We start from the raw sequence: 20353 nt of genomic DNA on the forward strand, positions 1-20353 counted from the left end.
CGGCCGTGCGGGCGGCCGGGGCTTCCTGCGGGGCCAGGGAGGACGACTACCCGCCCATGGCGCGGGTCATACCCGCAGCGGCATCCTTCATCGCCGTCTCGACGTCCTTCGTGCCGGTCAGCACATTGACGATCTCGATCGACAGCGCGTCGACGACCGGCGGGAACTTCGGATCGGAATACGGCACCCGGAGCGGCTGCACCGAAGCGAGCGTCTTCGAGATCTCGGCCGCGGTGTCGCCCGGATAGAACTTCCGGAAGCCCTCGTCTTCCCATACCGAGGCGCGGGCGACCGGCGAGCCGGTGTCGCGACCGACGGCGAGCGAGATCTCCGGCGAGGTCGCCCAGGCGATGAACAGCGCGGCGGCTTCCTGATTACGGCTCGTTGCCGGCATGCCGAGCAGCCAGAACCAGTAGTTCGGCGCCGCCGCCTGATCGCCATAGCTCGGCCAGGCGAAGGTGCCGACCGTGTCGACGACGCGGCTGCTCGCCTTGTCGAGAACGACGGCGAGCTGGCCGCTCGCATCCGTATAGATCGCCGCCTTGCCGTCCTTGAACACGCCCGAGGCCTCGAGCCAGGACATGTTGGCGGTGCCCTGCGGGCCGTTCGCCTTCAGGAGCTTGTTGACATAGAGGTCGGTCGCCTTGACGCCCGCCTCGGTGTCGACCCCCGGCTTGCCGTCGACGAAGAAGTCGCCGCCATGGCCGAGGAAATAGCCGGTCCAGACCCAGACCACGTCGAGGCCGCGCCGGCCGCGGCCGACGATACCCGCGACGCCGTCCTTGTTCATCGCCGTCGCCGCGGCCTCGAGATCGTCGAAGGTGCGGATCGGGCCGAGACCGGCCTTTTCGAGCAGGTCGGTGCGGTAGATCACCGCCTCGGCCTCGGTGCTGATCGGCAGCGCCTGCAGGCTGCCGTTCATCGAGCCCGCCTCGCGGCCCGGCGCGAAGATGTCCTCCAGATTGTACCAGGACTTGTCGATGATCGCCGAGGAGGACAGAAGATCGCCGAGCGGGGCGAGCCAGCCGGCCGCCATATACTGGCCGGCCTGCATGTTGCCGACCATCAGCGCGTCGTAATTGCCCATGCCGGCGGAAAGCTCGACCGCGGCCTTCTGGTAATAATTATCCTCGGCGAGGACGTCGAGGGTGACCTTCATTCCGGTCAGCTTCTCGAACTCCGGAATCTTCGCCTTGACCGCGTCGGTCCACCAATGATTGACGAGCAGCAGGCGCAGATTGGTGCCGCTGAACTTCGCCCAGTCGCCGGCATTGGCGATCTGCGCATAGGCCGGGCCGAGTCCGCCGAGGCCGAGGCCCAGCGCACCCGCGCCGATGCCCTTCATGAGGCCGCGCCGCGTCGGCGTCCACAGCCCGGTCTTACCGTTCTTGATCATTATCAGTCCTCCCATGGGATTGGTCTTGTCGCCCGCCGGAGCCGGCGGCGGGCTCGTTGGTGTCAGATCGCGACGGGCGCCGGGCGCGGCTCGCCCATCATCAGGCCGACCGCCTTGTCGGCGATCGCCATCGTCGGCGCGTTGGTGTTCGCGCTGATGAGGTTCGGCATGATCGAGGCGTCGAACACGCGCAGGTTGCGGATACCGCGCACCGCGAGCTCGGGCGTCACCACCGCCATCGGGTCGCCGTCATGGCCCATCTTGCAGGTGCCGACCGGGTGATAGTTGGTCTTCACCGTGCGGCGGCAAAAGGCGGCGAGTTCCTCATCCGTCTGCGCGTCGGGCCCGGGCAGAACCTCGCGGGCGATGGTGTCGCTCATTGGCCGGCTGGCGAGGATCTCGCGGCCGTAGCGCAGCGCCGCGATCTCGATCCTCAGGTCGTCGGGATGACCGAGGAAGTTCGGATTGATCAGCGCGTTCTGCATCGGATCGGCGGAGCGCAGCTCGACATAACCGCGCGCCTTGGGCCGCATCAGGCAGCAGGTGAAGGTCACGCCGTGGCCGGGCGGCACGTCGGAGACGTCGCGGTCGAGATAGATCATCGCGACGCAGTAGATCTTCACCGTCGTGTCGTCGGTGCGCGTCTCCGGATTGACGAAGGCGCAGGTCTCGGCGCCGTTCGAGGCGACCGGGCCGCTGCCGAAGAGCAGGTACTGGATGCCGTTGATCAGCATCTTCACCCCCCGCTCCTCGCCGAAATAGCCATAGGCGCCGTTCGTATAGGCGCTGACCGGCACTTCGTGGTGATCCTGCAGGTTACGGCCGACGCCCGGCAGATCGACCTTCACGTCGATGCCGTGCTTGCGCAGATGATCGGCCGGCCCGATGCCGGACAGCATCAGGAGCTTGGGCGAGACATAGGAGCCCGCCGCGAGCACAACCTCGTTCGCCGCATGCGCCTTGTGGACCTGGCCGTTCTGGACATATTCGACGCCGATCGCCCGGTCGCCGTCGAAGAGCAGCCGCGTCACCTTCGCGCCCGTCTTCAGCGAGAAGCGCTTGTCCTTCCGGATCGGATCGATGAAGGCGCGCGCGGCGCTGCAGCGCTTGCCCTTGTGGGTGGTCAGTTGCATGAAGCCGGCGCCATACTGGTTGCCGGCGTTGAAATCATTCGTATAGGGCACGCCCATGCCCTGCATCGTCTTCAGGAAGATGTGGGCCATGTCGCAGATATAGAGGTGGTCCGAGACCTTGAGCGGACCGTCTATGCCGTGCGCCGGACCGTAGAGCCGCTGATTGCCCTCGAGCCGGGTGTAGTGCGCGAGCATGTCGCGCCAGCCCCAGCCTGCGCCGCCGGAGGCGACGTCCCACTCCTCATATTCGGACGGCTTGCCGCGCATGTAGATCATGGCGTTGACCGAACTGCCGCCGCCGAGCACGTTCGCCTGCGGCACCTTCGTGGTGCGGCCACCGAGCAGCGCCTGCGGCTCGGATTCGTAGATGTTGAGATAGGGGCTGCCGCCGAGCATCTTGAAGAAGCCGGCCGGCATCGAGAAGAGCATGCTCCTGTCGAGGTGCCCCGCCTCGAGCATCAGCACCTTGGCGCCGTGGTCCTTGACCAGCCGCCAGGCCGTGACGCAACCGGAACTGCCGCCGCCGACGACGATGTAATCGTAGTCCATCACTCTTCCTTCCGGGCGGCCCGGAGGGCGTGACGATCCATCCATCACCTCCGGCACAGGTGTCCGGAGAGGCGGCTCTCACTCCCTCGCGGCGGCGCCTTCGCGAGCCCGCCATTCTTCTTGGGGCGGCCCGGGCGGGCTCGCCTCTTGTTTCTATTCCTCGTAGGATAATAGAATATGAGTAGCGGTCAAGCGCGCCAGAGTGGGAGGAAACAGCGTGTCGAAGCTATCGGGAGTTGTGATCGTGACGGGCGCGGCGTCGGGTATCGGCCGGCGCTCGGCCGAAATCTTCGCGGAGCGCGGCGCAACGGTGGTCGCCGCCGACATCAACCGCGCCGGGCTCGAGACGATTACGACGCCGGGCGTCCACGCCATCGCTGCGGACCTCACCCGCGCCGGGGACTGCCGCGAGGTCGCCGCCTTTGCGGCGCGCCTCGGCACGGTGGCGGGGCTCTTCAACTGCGCGGGCCTCGAACTGCACGGCAGCGTCGTCGACATGCCGGAGGAGGATTGGGACCGGGTGATGGCGATCAATCTGAAGGCCATCTTCCTGCTCTCGAAGCACGTCATCCCGCTGATGGTCGCAGCGGGCGGCGGCGCCGTCGTCAACATGTCGTCGATCCACGCGCAGGCGAGTTCGCCCGAGGTCGCCGCCTATGCCGCAACGAAGGGGGCGGTGATCGCGATGACGCGGGTGATGGCGCTCGACCACGGCCGCGACAATGTCCGCGTCACGGCGATCCTGCCGGGTGCCATCGACACGCCGCTGATGCGCGGCAATGCGGCCGCCTTCAATCCGGAGAACCCTGAGGCGAAGATCGCCGAATGGGCGGCCGAGCACGCGCTGAACCGGCTCGGCCGCACCGACGAGGTGGCGAAACTCGCCGCCTTTCTCTTGTCCGACGACGCTTCCTTCATCACCGGCTCGGCGCATCTCGTCGACGGCGGCATGCTGGCGTCGTTCTGAGGCTCAGAGCGTGACGCGGTTCTCCGGCAGGCCCGTCACGCTCGTCTCCATGGCGAAGAGCGAGCCGCGCAGTCTCTCGCTCTCCGGCGCCATCATGCCGGCGGAGGTGAAGAAGAGCGTCGAGAGATCGTCGCCGCCGAAGGCGCAGGTGGTCGGATTGGTGACCGGCGTCTCGATCACCCGGTCGACCGTGCCGTCGGGCGCGATGCGGACGATGCAGCCGCCGCCGAACCGGCAGTTCCACAGATAGCCGTCCGAATCGATCGTCGAGCCGTCCGGACCGCCGCGGCCGAAGCCGGCGAGGAAGACCTCGGGCGCTCCGATCGTGCCGGCGGCGTCGTCATAGGCATGCACCCAGATGATGTCGGCGAGCGTGTCGGCGAAGTAGAAGCGGCTGCGATCGGGGCTCCAGCACAGCGTGTTGGATATGCCGATCCCGTCGCGGAACACCGCCGACGACCCCTCGCGGCCGATCCGGAAGAGCAGCCCGTCCGTGCCTCCGGCGTCGAGCACCTCGCCGTTCGGTCCGACATTCGAGCGCATCGACCCGACCCAGAACCGACCGGACGGATCGCTCCGCCCGTCGTTGAGGCGGACATGCGGCGTCCCCTCGAGCACGAAGCCCTGAGGGCGCCTCGCATCGGTCTCCGGCGACCAGATCAGCAGGCGCGAGGCGACGGCGACGAGCATCTCATCCGCCCGGTCGGTGAGCGAGAGCGCCACCACCGGCTCGTCGAACATCCAGGAATGCACCGCCCCGTCCGCCGCCCGCCAGCGATGGACGAGGAAGCGGTTGATGTCGGTCCAGTAGACCGCCTTCTCGGACGCGCTCCACAGCGCGCCCTCGCCGCACCGGTCGCCGGCCGGCACGACACAGCGCACCGGCCCGATCTCGATTCCGCTCATTGGTCCTCCCCGAAAACGTCAGTGCGATTCGCGCGGCACGGCGGAGCCCCGCGTGCCGAGCAGGAAATCGAAGTCGCAGCCGGTATCCGCCTGCATCACGTGGTCGGTGAAGAGCCGCGTATAGCCCGTCTCCGAATGCGCCGCCGGCGGCGTCCAGGCCGCCTTGCGGCGTTCCAGTTCCTCCGCGCCGACATCGAGATGGATTCGCCGGCCCGGCACATCGACCTCGATCATGTCGCCGTTCTCGATCAGCGCCAGCGGCCCGCCGATCGCCGCCTCGGGCACCGTGTGCAGCAGCACCGTGCCGTAGGCGGTGCCGCTCATGCGCCCGTCGGAGAGGCGGATCATGTCGCGCACCCCCTTCTGCAGCACCTTGGGCGGCAGGCCCATATTGCCGACCTCGGCGAAGCCGGGATAGCCGACCGGCCCGCAATATTTGAGCACCATGATGCAGGTCTCGTCGATGTCGAGGTCCGGATCGCCGATCCGGGCGTGGTAGTCCTCGATCGATTCGAAGACGACCGCCCGGCCGCGATGCACCATCAGCTCGGGCGACGCCGCCGAGGGCTTCAGGATGCAGCCGCCGGGGGCGACGTTGCCGCGCAGCACGGCGATGCCGCCGCTCTCGGTGAGCGGCCTGTCCGCCGGACGGATCACCTCGGTGTCGAAGCACTCCGCATCGCGGATCCCCTCCCAGACCGGCTGGCCGGTGACGGTGAGCGCCTCCCGATGCAGATGGCCCTCCTCGGCGAGCCGCCGCATCACCACCGGCAGGCCGCCGGCATAATAGAAGTCCTCCATCAGGAAGCGGCCCGACGGCATCAGGTCGACAATGGTCGGGATGTCGCGGCCGAGCCGGTCCCAGTCTTCGAGCGACAGCTCGATGCCGACCCGGCCGGCGATCGCGAGCAGGTGGACGACGGCGTTGGTCGAGCCCCCGATCGCGCCGTTGACGCGAATGGCGTTCTCGAAGGCGGCCCGCGTCAGGATCTGCGAGGGCTTCAGGTCCTCCTCGACCATCCTCGTGATGCGGTGGCCGACGGCGTTGGCGAGCACCATCCGGCGCGCATCGACGGCCGGGATCGCCGCATTGCCGGGCAGCGCCATGCCGAGCGCCTCGGCCATCGAGGCCATGGTCGAGGCGGTGCCCATCGTCATGCAATGGCCGGCGGAGCGCGACATCGCCGCCTCGGCGGCCATGAACTCGTCGCTCGAGATGAGGCCGCTCTTCACGTCCTCGCTGAGCTGCCAGACGGCCGTCCCGGAGCCGATCGTGCGGCCGCGATAGCGCCCGTTCAGCATCGGCCCGCCGGACAGCACGATGGTCGGCAGGTCGACGCTCGCCGCACCCATCAGGAGCGCCGGCGTGGTCTTGTCGCAGCCGCAGAGCAGCACGACGCCGTCGATCGGATTGGCCCGGATCGATTCCTCGACATCCATCGAGACGAGGTTGCGCAGGAACATCGCGGTCGGCCGGATATTCGACTCGCCCGTCGAGGTCACCGGGAACTCGACCGGGAAGCCGCCCGCTTCATAGACCCCGCGTTTCACATGCTCGGCGAGACCGCGGAAGTGCGCGTTGCACGGCGTCAGTTCCGACCAAGTGTTGCAGATGCCGATGACCGGTCGACCATCGAAGACATGCGATGGAAGCCCCTGGTTGCGCATCCAGCTGCGATGGATGAAGGCATCCTTGTCGTTCTTCCCGAACCACTCCGCCGACCGGTAGCGGCGCTTTTCTTTTTCGCTCATCCTGTGTCCAGACTCGGATCCATGAGGACGAGAGGGCCGAAACCATAGGGGCCTCATCCCGCCGGAGGGGCGGGGATGGCGGTCGCTGTTTGCACGTTGCGCCTCCCTCGCTACATCTATTATTGTATGAGTAATTCGCAGAGCTCGCAACGGTGCAGCAGCGCCGAGGAGAGAAAGCCGTGGACCTTGTCGACCTCCTGGCGCGCGTCAACGCGCCCTCCTCGGTCAGCCAGAGACGGCTGCACGGCTCCGTCGCGCATCAGCTCGCGGTGATGATCATCGGCGGGCGGCTGAAGCCGGGCGAAGTTCTGCCGAACGAGGACCTGCTCTCGGCGCAGCTCTCGGTCTCGCGCACCGCCTATCGCGAGGCGATGCGCATCCTGGTCGCGAAGGGCCTCGTCAAGTCGCGCCCCAAGGCCGGCACCACGGTCAATCCCCGCTCGGAGTGGAACATCCTCGATCCGGACGTGCTGTCCTGGCATTTCGAGGTCGAGCCGAGCCCCTCCTTCATCATCGCGCTGTTCGAACTTCGCCGGATCATCGAGCCCGCCGGCGCGGCGATCGCGGCCGAGCGGCGGACGGCGGACGATCTCGCGGCGATGCGCAGCGCCCTCGAGAAGATGCGCACCATGCCGCCGGGCGACGTCACCGGCCTCGATGCCGACCTCGCCTTCCATCACACGATCCTCGTGGCGGCGAAGAACGAGGCGCTGCAGGCGCTCACCAATGTGATCGGCTCGACGCTGCGCTGGTCGGTCCGTTTGAAGATCACCGCCGACCCGCTCGTCTACGAGACCTCCCTCCCCGACCATGTCGCGGTCATGGAAGCGATCGAGCGGCAGGATGCGGCGGAGGCGAGCGGGCGCATGACGATTCTCGTCAACAAGGCACTTTCGGATACGCTGCGCACTCTCGAAAGCCAGTCCCGCTGAGTCTCTCCATGATCGTCAATATCGAGGACGCGCGCCGCCGCGCCCGCCGCCGTCTTCCCCGTATGTTCTTCGACTATCTCGACGGCGGCGCCTTCGCCGAGGCGACGATGCGGCGGAACCGCAGCGATTTCGACGCTCTGACCCTCGAGCAGCACGTTCTGGTCGACGTCTCCCGCCGTGACCTGACCCACCATTTCCTCGGCCGGACGTGGAAGCTGCCGATGATGCTCGGGCCGATCGGCTTCTGCGGCATGATGGCGGGCGGCGGCGAGGTGAAGGCGGCGACGGCCGCGGCGAAGGCCGGCATCGGCTTCGCGCTTTCGACCTTCGCGATCGCCTCGATCGAGGCCGTGCGGACGAAGGCGCCGCTCCCCGCCTTCCAGCTCTATATGTTCCGCGACCGGGCGATCGCCGCCGATCTCGTCGCCCGCGCCGCCGCGGCCGGCGTCGAGACGCTGTTCGTCACCGTCGACACCGCCGTCTCCGGCATTCGCGAGCGCGACACCCGGAACGGCTTCCGCACCTCGGCGCGGCTCGGGCCCCGCGCCCTGCTCGACATGGCGCTCCATCCGCTCTGGGGCCTCGATGTTCTCGCGAACGGCAAGCCGCAGCTCGGCAATGCCGCCGGCCGGCCCGGCATGGGCAGCACGCTGATGGCGCAGGCGGCGCAGTTCAGCGCCGGCCTCGACCCGACCGTCGGCCCGGCCGATCTCGAATGGCTGCGCTCGCGGTGGCAAGGCCGGCTGATCGCCAAGGGTGTGCTCTCCGCACGCGATGCGCAGACCGCGATCGATTCGGGCTGCGACGGCGTCGTCGTCAGCAATCACGGCGGGCGGCAGCTCGACGGCGCGCGCTCGACGATTTCGGTGCTGCCCGAGATCGCCGATGCGGTCGGCGGCCGTGCCGAGGTCCTGCTCGACAGCGGCATCCGCCGCGGCAGCGACATTGCGAAGGCGCTGGCGCTCGGCGCCGACGGCGTGCTGATCGGCCGGGCCTATATCTACGGCCTCGCCGCGGCGGGCGAAGCGGGCGTCGGCGGCGTGATCGAGCATCTGCGCGGCGAACTCGACGTCACCCTCGCCCTGATGGGCCTCGATTCGATCGCCGCGCTGAAGGCCGCAGGCCGCGACGCCGTCCGCCGCGCCACCCTCTGATCCCCGGCCGGGCGGCATCCGGCCGCGCCCCCCCCGAATCGAGCGCCGCACGCTTCCCTTCGTCGAGTCCTTCGGCCGGGCCGTCAAAGCCGTGCGCCGGTCGCGGAGTCGCGTCCGGCTGTCCGGTGAGGATCGCGCGCGCGAGCGCAGCGTGACCCGCCTCGGCACTTTTCTTCTCATACAATATGAGGTATTAAATTCTCGCCGGGGCGGGGAAATCAGGAAGGCGCCCGCGGCGGGAGGAGTTGAAGATGAGCACCCCAGCCGGTGCGCGGTCCGCCGCGCGCCGATCGCGCGGCCGCGGCCTCGTGGAGCGCTCCGCACCGGTCGTGATGTTGGCGCCGATCATCATCGTGCTCGCCGCGCTCACCCTCTATCCGTTCTTCGCCAATGTCTGGTACAGCCTGCACGCGCGGGACCTGACCCAGCCCTTCCAGACCGGCTTCAACGCGCCGCGCAATTTCGAGGCGGTCATCGAGGGCGGCAGCCTCCTGCACGCCCTCTCGATCACCGGCCAGTTCGTCGTCATCGCGCTCATCGTCGAGCTCGTGCTCGGCGGCCTGATCGCCCTCGCCCTCTGGCAGCCGATCCGCGGCGCGCGGCTCTTCTCGACCATCCTCATCCTGCCCTTCGGGCTCACGCCGGTGGCGCTCGCGCTCGCCTGGCGCCTGCTCCTCAATCCGGCCGGCGGCGGGCTCAATGCGATCCTCGCCCATCTCGGCCTGCCGACACTCGACTGGACGGCCTCGCCCGCCCTCGCGCTTCCCTCGCTGATCCTCGTCGACGTCTGGCAATGGACGCCCTTCGTCACGCTGATCCTGCTCGCCGGCCTCGTCGCGCTGCCGAACGAGCCGTTCGAGGCGGCTTCCGTCGAGGGTGCCGGCTATTGGCGCTCCGTCTTCGACATCGCCCTGCCGCTCCTCAAGCCGCTGATCCTCGTCGTCGTACTGTTCCGCGGCATCGACCTCTTCCGCACCTTCGACACCTTCTGGGTGATCACCGGCGGCGGACCGGGCAATGCCACCGAGACGCTCAACATGCTGCTCTACCGGCTCGCCTTCCAGAACCTCAATTTCGGTCAGGCCGCCGCCCTCGCCCTGGTGATGCTGGTGATCGTGATCCTCTGCACGCAGCCGCTGATGAAGCGCCTCGTTGCGCGGAAGGACGGACGATGAAATCGCGCGGCTCCAATCTCGTCCGGTTTCTCGTCCTCCTCGTCTTCTGCGCGATCTGGGCGTTGCCGCTCCTCTATATCCTGCGCGTCGCCTTCGCCGCGCCGCTCGATGCGGCGAGCGGTGCGCCCTCGCCCTTCGCCGCCCTGTCGCTCGAGAATTTCCGCACCGTGCTCGCCAATCCGGAGATGATCCGGGCGCTCGGCAATTCGCTCGTCATCGGCGTCGTCTCGACGCTGCTCGTGCTCGCCATCGCGACGCCGGCCGCCTTCGTCTGCGCGACCCGCGAGTTCCGCGGCCGCGAGATGATCGAGGGCTGGATCCTGAGCACCCGCATGCTGCCGGCCTTCGTCGTCATCCTCCCCTATTTCATGCTGTTCCGCACGGCGCATCTTCTCGACACCATGCTCGGCCTCGTGATCATGCACGTGATCGTCAGCCTGGCGCTCGCCTTCTTCATGCTGCGGAGCTTCTTCGCCGAACTGCCGCGCGAGGTGCTCGAGGCGTCCTACATGGAAGGCGCCGGCAGCTACCGCACCTTTGCGAGCGTCGCGCTGCCGCAGGTGCGCGGCGGCCTGATCGCCACCGGCATCATGGTGTTCATCTTCTCCTGGAACGAGCTCGCCTTCGCCTTCACCCTCGCCGGCGGCGCGGTGAAGACCGGGCCGGTCGCCATCCTCGGCTTCATGGCTTTCCAGAACGTCCAGATCGCCCCGCTGATGGCGGCGGCGAGCATCCTGATCGCGCCGATCGCGATCCTTCTCATCCTCGCGCAGAAGGGGCTCATCCGCGGCCTCAGCTTCGGCGCGGTCAAGGCATAGGTCTCATGGCTCGGATCAGCATCGAAGGCGTCACCAAGCGCTATTCCGACGGCTCGGCTGCGGTCGACAACGTCTCGATCGAGGTCGCCGACGGCGAGTTCCTCGTTCTCGTCGGCCCGTCCGGCTGCGGCAAGTCCACCCTGCTGCGGATGATCGCCGGGCTCGAGGACATCACCTCCGGCGCCATCCGGGTCGACGACCGCATCGTCAACGACCTGCCGCCGAAGGATCGCGACATCGCGATGATCTTCCAGACCTACGCGCTCTTCCCGCACATGACGGTCGAGAAGAACCTCCGCTATGGCCTGAAAGTCCGCGGCACGCCGAAGGCGGAAGCCGATGCCCGCGTCCAGAAGGCGGCGAAGACGCTCGGCCTCCTGCCCCTGATGAACCGCCGGCCCGGCCAGCTCTCCGGCGGCCAGCGCCAGCGCGTCGCGATCGGCCGGGCGCTGGTGCGCGAGCCCTCGGTCTTCCTGATGGACGAGCCGCTCGCCAATCTCGATACCAAGCTGCGCGTCCACATGCGCACCGAGTTCGCCCGCCTGCGCGAGCAGTTGCGCACGACCACCGTCTACGTCACCCACGATCAGGTCGAGGCGATGACGCTCGGCCACCGGGTCTGCGTGCTGCGCGACGGCGTCGTCCAGCAGATCGACACGCCCGACCAGCTCTTCGCCCGGCCGAAGAACATGTTCGTCGCCGGCTTCATCGGCTCGCCCGAGATGAACTTTGCGAAGGCGAAGGTCGTGGGCCGCACCGTGACGCTCGGCAGTCACGCGGTCGGCCTGCCTGACGACGTCGATCTCGCTCGCCATGACGGCCGCGAGATCGTGCTCGGCATCCGTCCGAGCGACTTCTACGAGCGTGCGGACGGTCAGTTCATGGTCGATGTCGAGCTCGTCGAGCGGCTCGGCAGCGAGAACATCGTCGTCTTCCCCGTCGCCGCCGAGAGTGTGCGGGCCGACCGGATCGGCGGGCGCGCCTCGGCCGTCGTCGACGACGAGGAGGCGCTGCAGGCCGGCCAGGCGGGCCGCACCCCCTTTACCGCGCGGCTCGACGGCACCGCGAAGGCGCGGGCCGGCGTGCCGCTCCGCCTCGGCGTCGCGCCGGAGGCGCTGCATTTCTTCGATCCTCAGACCGGCCTTTCGATCGGCAGGCGCTGACGTCATGCCCGCGACCCCCGGCTTCTCCGGCATCCACGCCGTCCTCTACGCCTTCTTCGACGCAGACGAGCGGCTCGACCGCACGGCCATGCGTCGGCAGGTCGAGACGATGCTCGCCGCCGGTGTCGATGGCATCGTCGTCAACGGCCTCGCCACCGAGGTGGCGAAGCTCTCGGAAGCGGAGAAGCGGACGATCGTCGCGTGGGCGGCGGAGGATATCGCCGGCCGCGCGCCGCTGGGCGTGACGGTGACCGGCGGATCGGTGGCGGCGCAGACCGACCTGCTGCGCCACGCCGAGGCCACCGGAGCGCACTGGGTGATCCTGCAGCCGCCGGCCGTCGGCAGCTACGCCGCGGCGGAATATATCCGCTTCTTCGGCCGGGTCGCCGCCGGAACGTCTCTGCCGGTGGCGATCCAGAACGCCCCCGCCTATCTCGGCCGGGGCCTCTCCGCCGCCGACATCGCCGAGCTCACCCGCCTCTATCCGAATATCCGGCTCCTCAAGGGCGAAGGCCCGGCCGTCGAGATCGAGCGGCTGATTGCGACCACCGAGGGGCGGCTGCCGGTCTTCAACGGGCGCGGCGGGCTCGAACTCGTCGACAATCTGCGCGCCGGCTGCGCCGGCTTCATCCTCGCGCCCGACCTGATCGACGTGGCGCTCGCCGCCTGTCGTGCCTATCGAGCCGGTGACGAGGCCGGCGCCGAGGACGCATATCGGCGTATGCTGCCCGCCGCGTGCTTCGTCATGCAGTCGCTCGAGACGCTGATCTGCTACGGCAAGCGGCTCTTCGCCGCCCGCGCCGGGCTCGCGGTGCACGACCGCGCTCCGGCGCTCGCCCCGACCGAGTTCGGCCTCGCCCGCGTCGCCGCCTATGCCGAGGCGCTCGGCCCCCTGCACGAGGGCTGAAGCCCCCCGACCGCGCCGTCGATCGCGACGGAGACCCCGCAGCCGAACAGGGCGGACTTATCCGCCGCGTGCGGAGAGCGCCGGAAGCGCCCCACGTCGCGGAAGCCTGTCCGAACCCGCTCACTGATCTCTTTCCGCGCCCGGGCGCGAGCAGGCTCAGAGGCGCCGGTCGCTCATTTCGCACTCGAGAGCATCGAAGACGCTCCCGAAAACCGTCCCGATCGGACGTCGCCCGCCCTCCCGATTGAAGGTCTCGGTCGCCAGCCGCATCGCGCCGACCGCCATCATCGCCACCAGCCGCAGACCGGTCTCCCGCTCCGCCGCGGGCCAGCGCTCCTTGAGTGCGCCGAACAGCGCGTTCTCCTGCTCGACATAGCTCGCCTGCTTGCGCGCCTGGACGGCCGGGCTGGCGCGCATCAGCCGGTCGATCTCGATCATGTCCGCGGCCGGGATCAGTGCGCAGACGGCGAGCACCGCCTCACGCACCGTGTCGAGCGGCCCGCCATCAGGTGGGGCGCCGCGCACCGCTTCGACCAGCATGTCGCCGACGCCCGCCTGCAGCGACAGCAGAATCTCGTCCTTCGACTTGAAGTAGTAGAAGAAGGTCCGGCGTGAAATACCGGCTTTCTCGGCGATTTCTTCGATGGTCGTCCCTTCGTAGCCCTTCGCGATGAAGAGGCTCATTCCCGCGTCGGTGATCCGGGCGAGCGTCTCGCGGCGCTTTCGCTCGCGCAGCCCCTCGCCCCGCGGATCCGCAACGCGGTCTCCCATAACGCAAGCCCCTTGAATTTTACACTCAGTGCGATATTGATCTTACATCCAGTGCAACATTTTTGAAAGGCCCTCACTTTGGCCCGGTGGACAGCAACGGACATCCCCCCTCAGCACGGCCGCACCGCAGTGGTGACGGGAACCGGCGGCCTCGGCTTCGAGGATGCGCTCGCCCTCGCCCGGGCCGGCGCCGAGGTGATCATCGCCGGTCGTAATCCGCAGAAGGGTGAGACGGCGCTCGCGCGGATCCGCGCCGCCGTGTCCGGCGCCGCCGTGCGGTTCGAGCATGTCGACCTCGCCGACCTGCACTCGATCGCCGCCTTCGGCACGCGCATGGCCGAGCAGCAGGACCGTCTCGATCTCCTGATCAACAACGCGGCCGTCATGGTGCCTCCGAAACGCGAGCTGACGAGGGATGGCTTCGAGCTGCAGTTCGGCACCAATTATCTCGGTCCGTTCGCGCTCACCGCGCATCTTCTGCCGCTGCTGCGCAGGGGCCGGCATCCGCGCGTCGTAACGCTGTCGAGCGTCGCGGCGCGGAGCGGCACGATCGACTTCGACAATCTCGACGCGGAGCGGATCTACCGGCCGATGCCGGCCTACAGCCAGTCGAAGCTCGCCGACCTGATGTTCGCGCTCGAACTGCAACGACGGAGTACCGCACGGGGCTGGGGCATAGCGAGCATCGCCGCCCATCCCGGCGTCGCCCGCACCGAGCTTCTCTACAACGGCCCCGGCCGCCGCAGCGGTCATGGTCTTGCTCGATCCCTGCTGTGGTTCCTGTTCCAGCCTCCTGCGCAGGGCGCCCTGCCGACCCTCTTTGCCGCCACCGCGCCGCAGGCCCGGCCCGGCGGCTATTACGGTCCCGACCGCTTCAGCGAGACACGAGGCTATCCCGCGGAAGCGGCGGTCCCGCCCCAGGCGCTCGATGCCGCCACTGTGGCCCGCCTCTGGCAGGTTTCCGAGGAACTGACCGGCATCGGCTTCTAGAGACGAGACCCGGCCGCCGCTCTCGGGCCATAGCCGCGCACGGGTCGGTCCGGGTCGCTCAGGGGGCGAGTTCGCCCGGGTAATGGCAGGCGGCGGCGTGGCCAGCCGCAGTCGTGGCGAGGGGCGGGCGGACGTCGGCGCAGAGCGCACGATCGCGGCCGATCGGACAGCGCGGCCGGAAGATGCAGCCCTTGGGGCGTTCGCCGCTGATCGGTGCGATCTCGCCCTCGAGGATGATCCGGCGCGCCGGCGCGGCGCCGCGGCGCACCGTCGGCACGGCGGAGACGAGGCTCGCCGTATAGGGGTGCTGCGGCGCCCCGAACAGCGCTGCGCTCGGCCCCGCCTCCATCACCTCCCCGAGATAGAGCACGACGATCTCGTCGCAGAAGAACTCGGCGACGTGCAGGTCGTGCACGATGAACACGTAGGAGACCGCGAACTCGGCCTGCAGATCCTTGAGGAGGTTGAGGATCTGCGCCTGGACGGAGACATCGAGGGCGGACACCGGCTCGTCGAGGACGAGGAGCTCGGGCGCGAGTGCGAGCGCCCGGGCGATGCCGATCCGCTGCCGCTGGCCGCCGGAGAATTCGTGCGGCCTGCGGCGCGCCACGGCCGGATCGAAGCCGACCCGTTCGAGCATCGACGCGACCTTCGCCCGTCGCTCCGCGCCGCTGCCGATGCGGTGCACGCTGAGCGGCTCCTCGATCAGCGCGCCGACGCTCATCCGCGGGTCGAGCGTGCCGGTGGTATCCTGGAACACCATCTGCATCCGCCGGCGAAAACGCCGCAGCGGCTCCGGCGCGAGCGCGAGCAGGTCGATGCCGTCGAAGGTGACGGAGCCCTGCGTCGGCTCGATCAGCCTGAGGAGCGCGCGCGCCGCGGTCGACTTGCCGCTGCCCGACTCGCCGACGATGCCGGTCGTGCGGCCGCGGCCGACCGCGAACGACACGCCGTCGAGCGCGCGCAGCGTCTCGCGTCCGCCCGAGGCGTCGCGCCGGGTCGTCTCGAAGGTCTTGCCGAGATCGCGGACCTCGAGCAGCGGACGGGCGGGCACGGCGCTCATGCGGCGCCCTCCCCCGCCCGCTCGGCGGCGAAATGGCATTCCGCGAAGGCACCCGGCCCGCGGTCGGCGAGCGGCACGGGCGGCGGCGCGACGGTCCGGCAGACCGGTCGGCCGCGGCCGACGGGGCAGCGCGGCTCGAAGGAACAGCCGGTCGGCAGCCGGCGGAGATCGGGCGGCAGGCCCTCGATCGTGCGCAGGCGCGCGCCGCGGCGCGCCGGATCCGGAATGCTCTCGATCAGCGCCTCGGTATAGGGATGGGCCGGCCGCTCGAAGACCGCGTCGACCGCACCGCGCTCGACGATGCGGCCGGCATACATCACCTGCAGCGTGTCGCAGAAATTCGCCACCACGGCGAGATTGTGGGTGATCATCAGGAGCGCCAGGCCGCGGCGGGCGACCAGCCGGTCGAACAGCGCCAGGATCTGCGCCTGCGTCGTCACGTCGAGCGCGGTGGTCGGCTCGTCGGCGACGACGATATCGGGATCGTTGGCGATCGCGATCGCGATCATCACCCGCTGACGCATGCCACCGGAATACTGGTGCGGATAGTCGTCGAGCCGGCGCTCGGCATCGCCGACCTCCACCTCACGCAAAAGTTCCGCCGCTCGCCGCCGCGCATCGGCGCGCGACAGGCCGGGCTGGTGGCGGCGAAGCGTATCGACGAGCTGCGCGCCGATCGTCTTGATCGGATCGAGCGCCCCCATCGGGTCCTGGAAGACGAGGGAGATCGACCGGCCGCGCACCCGCTTCAGCGCTCCCTCGCCGAGCCCGACGAGGTCGCGGCCATCGAGCCGGACCGCCCCGGCGGCGATCCGGCCGGGCGGATCGAGGAGCCCGAGCAGCGCCAAGGCGAAGGTCGACTTGCCGCTGCCCGATTCGCCGACGATCGCCACTTTCTCGCCCGCCCGCACCGTGAAGCCGACATCGCGCACGACATGCGCAGTACCCTCGCGGGTGGCGAATTCGGCGGAGAGCCCCGCGATGTCGAGCACGACATTCCCGGTCATCGCGCCGCCCCTGCGACGCGCGGATCGATGAGGCCGGCGATCAGATCGACGGCGAGGTTGCACAGCACATAGATGACGGCGCTCAGGAGGATGAAGGCCTGCACGACCGAAAAATCCTGCTTCAACACGCCATCGGTGACGAGCGCCCCGACGCCCGGCCAGACGAACACCCGCTCGACGAGCACGCTGCCGGCGAGCAGCTGGCCGAACAGAAGGCCGGAGGCGGTCAGCGTCGGCAGGAAGGCGTTCGGCAGGGCGTGGCGGACGAAGGCCCACCAGCGGGTGAGACCCCGGCTGCGGGCGACCGTGATGAAGGGCTCGCGGGCGATGTCGATCAGATTGGCGCGCAGCAGCCGGAAGAGGAAGGAGAACGGCATCAGCGCCAGCGTGACGCCGGGCAGGATCAGATGGGCGAGCGCATCGCGGAACGCCGCGCCGTCGCCGGCGAGGAGCGCATCGACGGTCACAAAGCCGGTGACGGCCGGCGGCGGAATGGTGCGCAGCGACAGCCGGCCGTCCGGCCCGGGCAGCCAGCCGAGCGCCTCGAAGAAGACGAGCAGCAGGACGAGGCCGAACCAGAAGGGCGGCACGCCCATGGCGAAGAAGGAGACGGCGCGGGCGCCCGCATCGGTCGGTCCCCTCCGATAGGCCGCGACGAGGGCGAGCGCGACCGCCGCGACGAAAGCGAGGAGGAAGGCGAAGAGGCCGAGCTCGAGCGTCGCCGGAAAGCGGCGGGCGATCAGCGTCGCGACGGGCTGGCCAGTCGAATAGGAAAAACCCCAGTCGCCGCGCAGGAAATTGGCGATGTAGAGGAGGTATTGCGAGGCGAGCGAGCCGTCGAGGCCGAGCTCGACGCGCAGCGCATCGACCGCCTCCCGGCCGGCGAACGGGCCGAGGAAAAGGCGCGCCGGGTCGCCGGGCGAGAGCCGCAGGATGAGGAAGGCGACGAGCGAGGCGCCGAAGAGCGAGACGAGCGAGGCGCCGAGCCGGCCGATCAGGAAGCGGCTCATCGCTCCCGCCCCCGCACGCCGAGGACCGCCTGGGCGTGATCGGCGAGAAGGTTCGCAGCGACGACGGCGGCGAGCACGCCGAAGCCCGGGAAGAGCGCCAGCCACCATTGGCCGGTCAGCGCATATTGCAGCCCGTCGGTGATCATCGCGCCCCATTCCGGCTCGGGGATCTGCGCGCCGAGCCCGATGAAGCCGAGGCCGGCGAGCGTCAGGATCGCATAGCCGAAGACCGAGGCGCACTGCACCAGCATGGTCGGCGCGGTGTGCGGCAGCAGATGCCGGCCGACGATGCGCCAGCGGCCGACGCCCACCGCGACGCTCGCCTCGATGAAGGGCAGCGCGCGGATGCGCAGGATGTCGGCGCGCATCAGCCGGGCGAAGAACGGCACGCAGGAGAGCATGATGCCGAAGGCGGCGGTGGTCAGGCCCACGCCGAGGCCGACGGTGATCGCCATGGCGAGGATGAGCGGCGGAAAGGCGGCGAGCGCGTCGACGATCCGCATCAGCACCGTGTCGAGGACCCGGCCGCCGATCCCCGCCGCGATGCCGATGCCGCCCCCGACGATCAGGCCGGTGACGACCACCGCCGCGCCGACCGCGAGCGAGATCCGCGCGCCGGCAAGGAAGCGAGCGAAGACGTCGCGGCCATTGCTGTCGGTGCCCATCGGATGCGCGAAGGAGGGCGCGGCGAGCGGCGCGCCGAAATCCATGTCGAGCGGCCCGAGATGCCACAGAGACGGTCCGGCGATCGCAAGCAGAAGAAGCACGACCGTCAGGACGAGCGCGAGGCCGAAGCCCGCATTGCGGCGAAGGGAGGCGAGGACGGCGCGGGATCGCGATCGAGGGCGCGCGCCCGCCGCGATCGACCCCGCCTCGCTCATCGGCCGCCCCGGACCGGCATACGGCGACGGAGCGGCCGCGAGGCCGCTCCGCGATCGTCACGTCCCGTGTCGGGACGGCTCAACGACGGCCCCACTGGTCGAGGTCGAACGGGCCGTCCTGCGCGAAGTGCCATTCCTTGACCGAGCCCGAGACGACCGCCGTATAGGTGTCGGCATAGATCGGAACGCGCGGCGAATCGGCGATCCAGATCTTGGCGATGTCGTCCCAGATCACCTGCCGGGCGGCCGCATCGGCCGTCGCGTGGCCCTTGTCGAGCAGCGCCTCGGCCTCGGCATTGCAATAGTTCGAGGTGTTGTAGGCCGACTTGCAGCGCATGTCGTAATCGAGCAGCCAGGCCGGATCGTCGACCGAGGGGCCGTCGAAGCGCACGATCAGCGCCTCCTTGGTCTCGGCGCCGACCGCCTCCTGATAGGCGGAGGCCGCGAGCTTGCGGATCGAGAGATTGACGCCGAGCTGCGACCACGCCCCCTGCAGGATGGTGGCGATCTGCTCCTGGTCGTTCTGTCCTTCGCGGATCACGATGTCGGCGGCAACCGGCGTCGCGACGCCGGATTCGGCGAGCAGCGCCTTCGCCTTGTCGAGGTCATAGCTGCGCGGTGGGGCGATCTCGGCATTGAACGCCGGGAAGGCCGGCGGATAGGGTCCGTAGAAGATCGTGCCGAGACCGTGCGCGACATTGGCGAGGATCGGCTCGTAGGGCACCGCATAGCTGAGGGCCGCACGGAACTTCGCGTTGTCGAAGGGCGCCTTCTTGTTCGGGAAGCCGACGAGCTGCCAGCGGGCGGTCGGCACCTTGATGACCTTCAGGTCGGCGCTCTCGGCGAGGCTCGCCACCGAGGCCTTCGACAGGCCGAGCGTCACGTCGGCCTGGCCGTTGCGGGCCTGAAGGAGCAGCGTCGCATTGTCGGTGACGAAGTTGACGATCACTTCGGGCTCGATCGGCGGCGTGCCGAAGAAGTCCGGATTGGCCTTGAACACGGCCCGCACGCCCGGCTCATAGCTGGCGAGCACATAGGGGCCGGAGCCGGCGGCGTTGCTGGCGAGCCAGGTCTTGCCGCCATTCGCCTCGACCGCCTTCAGATCGATGATGCCGGTGTTCGGCTGGGTGAGCGCGTGCAGCACGAGCGGCTCGCCGCGCTTCAGCTTGATGACGACGGTCGTCGCATCCGGCGCCTCGATCGCCTCGGTGTTGCCGAACTGCGCGGCCTCGAAGAAATAGGTGCCGCAGGTGCCGCTCTTCCAGGTGAATTCGAGCGAGGCCTTGACCGCCGCGGCGTCGAGCGGATTGCCGCTCGGGAATTTGAGCCCGGGGCGCAGCTTGAAGGTCAGTGTCCTGCCGTCGTCGGAGACGCTGTAGGACTCGGCGAGATAGCCGACCACCTTGGTGGTGTCCTCGGTCGTCACCGTCACCCCGGCCGGCACATCGGTGACCGGCTTCGCCTCGTAGCGGAGCAGCGGGGTGTAGAGGCTGGCGATGAAGCCGTCATCGGCGATGTCGCAGACGATGCTCGGATCGAGCGTCGGCGGCGGCAGCGAGTAATTGACCACGAAGGGTCCGTCGGCCGCCGACGCCGGCAACGCGGCGAATGCACTCGCCATGCCGAGCAAGGCGCTCGCGGCGATACCAAGTCCTGATCTCTTCGTCATCTTCGACCCCAATCCTTGCGCGGGCTACCGGTGCGCCCCCACCCCGATCCGGCGCAGGCAACGGCCGATCGACCGTTCCCGCCGGAAGACGCGGCCTGCGACCCTAGCCC

The 20353-nt window shown here is 69.1% G+C and carries 18 protein-coding genes; 8 read left to right on the forward strand and 10 right to left on the reverse strand.

The genetic code is table 11. From position 1 onward, the window contains the following. Positions 1–46: 46 nt before the first annotated feature. Positions 47–1396: an ABC transporter substrate-binding protein gene (locus tag GGQ63_RS03265; RefSeq protein ID WP_183852421.1), complete on the reverse strand. Its 1350-nt coding sequence runs from the start codon at positions 1394–1396 to the stop codon at positions 47–49. A gap of 62 nt (positions 1397–1458) precedes the next feature. Continuing rightward, positions 1459–3078, reverse strand: a complete 1620-nt coding sequence (locus GGQ63_RS03270; RefSeq protein ID WP_183852423.1) for a GMC family oxidoreductase — start codon at positions 3076–3078, stop codon at positions 1459–1461. Positions 3079–3295: 217 nt separating this feature from the next. Here GGQ63_RS03270 and GGQ63_RS03275 point away from each other — a divergent pair, with 217 nt between their 5' ends. After that, positions 3296–4045 (forward strand): SDR family oxidoreductase, encoded by a 750-nt coding sequence (locus GGQ63_RS03275; protein WP_183852425.1) that lies wholly within the window; start codon positions 3296–3298, stop codon positions 4043–4045. 3 nt (positions 4046–4048) lie between these two features. Here GGQ63_RS03275 and GGQ63_RS03280 read toward each other — a convergent pair whose 3' ends face one another. After that, positions 4049–4951: an SMP-30/gluconolactonase/LRE family protein gene (locus tag GGQ63_RS03280; RefSeq protein ID WP_183852427.1), complete on the reverse strand. Its 903-nt coding sequence runs from the start codon at positions 4949–4951 to the stop codon at positions 4049–4051. An 18-nt stretch (positions 4952–4969) separates the two neighbouring features. Then, a complete protein-coding gene (gene araD, locus GGQ63_RS03285; protein ID WP_183852429.1) occupies positions 4970–6703 on the reverse strand; it encodes an L-arabinonate dehydratase in 1734 nt (577 codons plus the stop codon). 179 nt (positions 6704–6882) lie between these two features. Between araD and GGQ63_RS03290 the strand changes: the two genes are divergently transcribed. The 6 genes from GGQ63_RS03290 (at position 6883) to GGQ63_RS03315 (ending at position 12852) form a co-directional block, all read left to right on the forward strand. After that, complete coding sequence (locus GGQ63_RS03290) at positions 6883–7635, forward strand: FCD domain-containing protein (protein WP_210308352.1); 753 nt, start codon at positions 6883–6885, stop codon at positions 7633–7635. Between the two features lie 8 nt (positions 7636–7643). Then, positions 7644–8789, forward strand: a complete 1146-nt coding sequence (locus GGQ63_RS03295; RefSeq protein ID WP_183852432.1) for an alpha-hydroxy acid oxidase — start codon at positions 7644–7646, stop codon at positions 8787–8789. A gap of 251 nt (positions 8790–9040) precedes the next feature. Further along, positions 9041–9964: a carbohydrate ABC transporter permease gene (locus GGQ63_RS03300; protein ID WP_183852434.1), complete on the forward strand. Its 924-nt coding sequence runs from the start codon at positions 9041–9043 to the stop codon at positions 9962–9964. Continuing rightward, positions 9961–10782, forward strand: a complete 822-nt coding sequence (locus GGQ63_RS03305) for a carbohydrate ABC transporter permease (protein WP_183852436.1) — start codon at positions 9961–9963, stop codon at positions 10780–10782. Before GGQ63_RS03300 ends, GGQ63_RS03305 begins: the two co-directional genes overlap by 4 nt. Before the next feature lie 5 nt (positions 10783–10787). After that, positions 10788–11945, forward strand: a complete 1158-nt coding sequence (locus GGQ63_RS03310; RefSeq protein WP_183852438.1) for an ABC transporter ATP-binding protein — start codon at positions 10788–10790, stop codon at positions 11943–11945. 4 nt (positions 11946–11949) lie between these two features. Further along, positions 11950–12852, forward strand: coding sequence for a dihydrodipicolinate synthase family protein (locus GGQ63_RS03315; RefSeq protein WP_183852441.1), 903 nt, complete (start codon positions 11950–11952; stop codon positions 12850–12852). 156 nt (positions 12853–13008) lie between these two features. On the opposite strand, the gene GGQ63_RS03320 is transcribed toward GGQ63_RS03315, so the two are convergent. Further along, positions 13009–13623 carry a TetR/AcrR family transcriptional regulator gene (locus tag GGQ63_RS03320; RefSeq protein ID WP_183852443.1) on the reverse strand — a complete coding sequence of 205 codons (615 nt, stop codon included), beginning with the start codon at positions 13621–13623 and terminating at the stop codon, positions 13009–13011. A gap of 78 nt (positions 13624–13701) precedes the next feature. Between GGQ63_RS03320 and GGQ63_RS03325 the strand changes: the two genes are divergently transcribed. Further along, positions 13702–14613, forward strand: a complete 912-nt coding sequence (locus GGQ63_RS03325) for an SDR family oxidoreductase (RefSeq protein WP_183852445.1) — start codon at positions 13702–13704, stop codon at positions 14611–14613. A gap of 58 nt (positions 14614–14671) precedes the next feature. On the opposite strand, the gene GGQ63_RS03330 is transcribed toward GGQ63_RS03325, so the two are convergent. From GGQ63_RS03330 to GGQ63_RS03350, 5 genes are all read right to left on the reverse strand, one after another. Next, a complete protein-coding gene (locus GGQ63_RS03330; protein WP_183852447.1) occupies positions 14672–15676 on the reverse strand; it encodes an ABC transporter ATP-binding protein in 1005 nt (334 codons plus the stop codon). Beyond that, positions 15673–16683, reverse strand: a complete 1011-nt coding sequence (locus GGQ63_RS03335; protein WP_183852449.1) for an ABC transporter ATP-binding protein — start codon at positions 16681–16683, stop codon at positions 15673–15675. The genes GGQ63_RS03330 and GGQ63_RS03335 overlap by 4 nt, the downstream gene beginning before the upstream one ends. Continuing rightward, on the reverse strand, positions 16680–17693 hold the full coding sequence (locus tag GGQ63_RS03340; protein ID WP_183852451.1) for an ABC transporter permease: 1014 nt from the start codon (positions 17691–17693) through the stop codon (positions 16680–16682). The genes GGQ63_RS03335 and GGQ63_RS03340 overlap by 4 nt, the downstream gene beginning before the upstream one ends. Continuing rightward, positions 17690–18574 (reverse strand): ABC transporter permease, encoded by an 885-nt coding sequence (locus GGQ63_RS03345; RefSeq protein ID WP_183852453.1) that lies wholly within the window; start codon positions 18572–18574, stop codon positions 17690–17692. The genes GGQ63_RS03340 and GGQ63_RS03345 overlap by 4 nt, the downstream gene beginning before the upstream one ends. Before the next feature lie 79 nt (positions 18575–18653). Then, entirely contained in the window at positions 18654–20243 is a 1590-nt protein-coding gene (locus GGQ63_RS03350) for an ABC transporter substrate-binding protein (RefSeq protein ID WP_183852455.1), read from the reverse strand. Between the last annotated feature and the right edge of the window lie 110 nt (positions 20244–20353).

The sequence above is a fragment of the Prosthecomicrobium pneumaticum genome (assembly GCF_014199915.1).
In the GTDB taxonomy this organism is placed as follows: Bacteria; Pseudomonadota; Alphaproteobacteria; order Rhizobiales; family Kaistiaceae; genus Prosthecomicrobium; species Prosthecomicrobium pneumaticum.

Coding starts and splice junctions, on each gene's coding strand:
- GGQ63_RS03265 (WP_183852421.1), bottom strand. CDS start 1,396: ATGATCAAGAACGGTAAGACCGGGCTGTGGACGCCGACGCGGCGCGGC.
- GGQ63_RS03270 (WP_183852423.1), bottom strand. CDS start 3,078: ATGGACTACGATTACATCGTCGTCGGCGGCGGCAGTTCCGGTTGCGTC.
- GGQ63_RS03280 (WP_183852427.1), bottom strand. CDS start 4,951: ATGAGCGGAATCGAGATCGGGCCGGTGCGCTGTGTCGTGCCGGCCGGC.
- araD (WP_183852429.1), bottom strand. CDS start 6,703: ATGAGCGAAAAAGAAAAGCGCCGCTACCGGTCGGCGGAGTGGTTCGGG.
- GGQ63_RS03295 (WP_183852432.1), top strand. CDS start 7,644: ATGATCGTCAATATCGAGGACGCGCGCCGCCGCGCCCGCCGCCGTCTT.
- GGQ63_RS03300 (WP_183852434.1), top strand. CDS start 9,041: ATGAGCACCCCAGCCGGTGCGCGGTCCGCCGCGCGCCGATCGCGCGGC.
- GGQ63_RS03305 (WP_183852436.1), top strand. CDS start 9,961: ATGAAATCGCGCGGCTCCAATCTCGTCCGGTTTCTCGTCCTCCTCGTC.
- GGQ63_RS03310 (WP_183852438.1), top strand. CDS start 10,788: ATGGCTCGGATCAGCATCGAAGGCGTCACCAAGCGCTATTCCGACGGC.
- GGQ63_RS03315 (WP_183852441.1), top strand. CDS start 11,950: ATGCCCGCGACCCCCGGCTTCTCCGGCATCCACGCCGTCCTCTACGCC.
- GGQ63_RS03320 (WP_183852443.1), bottom strand. CDS start 13,623: ATGGGAGACCGCGTTGCGGATCCGCGGGGCGAGGGGCTGCGCGAGCGA.
- GGQ63_RS03330 (WP_183852447.1), bottom strand. CDS start 15,676: ATGAGCGCCGTGCCCGCCCGTCCGCTGCTCGAGGTCCGCGATCTCGGC.
- GGQ63_RS03335 (WP_183852449.1), bottom strand. CDS start 16,683: ATGACCGGGAATGTCGTGCTCGACATCGCGGGGCTCTCCGCCGAATTC.
- GGQ63_RS03340 (WP_183852451.1), bottom strand. CDS start 17,693: ATGAGCCGCTTCCTGATCGGCCGGCTCGGCGCCTCGCTCGTCTCGCTC.
- GGQ63_RS03345 (WP_183852453.1), bottom strand. CDS start 18,574: ATGAGCGAGGCGGGGTCGATCGCGGCGGGCGCGCGCCCTCGATCGCGA.
- GGQ63_RS03350 (WP_183852455.1), bottom strand. CDS start 20,243: ATGACGAAGAGATCAGGACTTGGTATCGCCGCGAGCGCCTTGCTCGGC.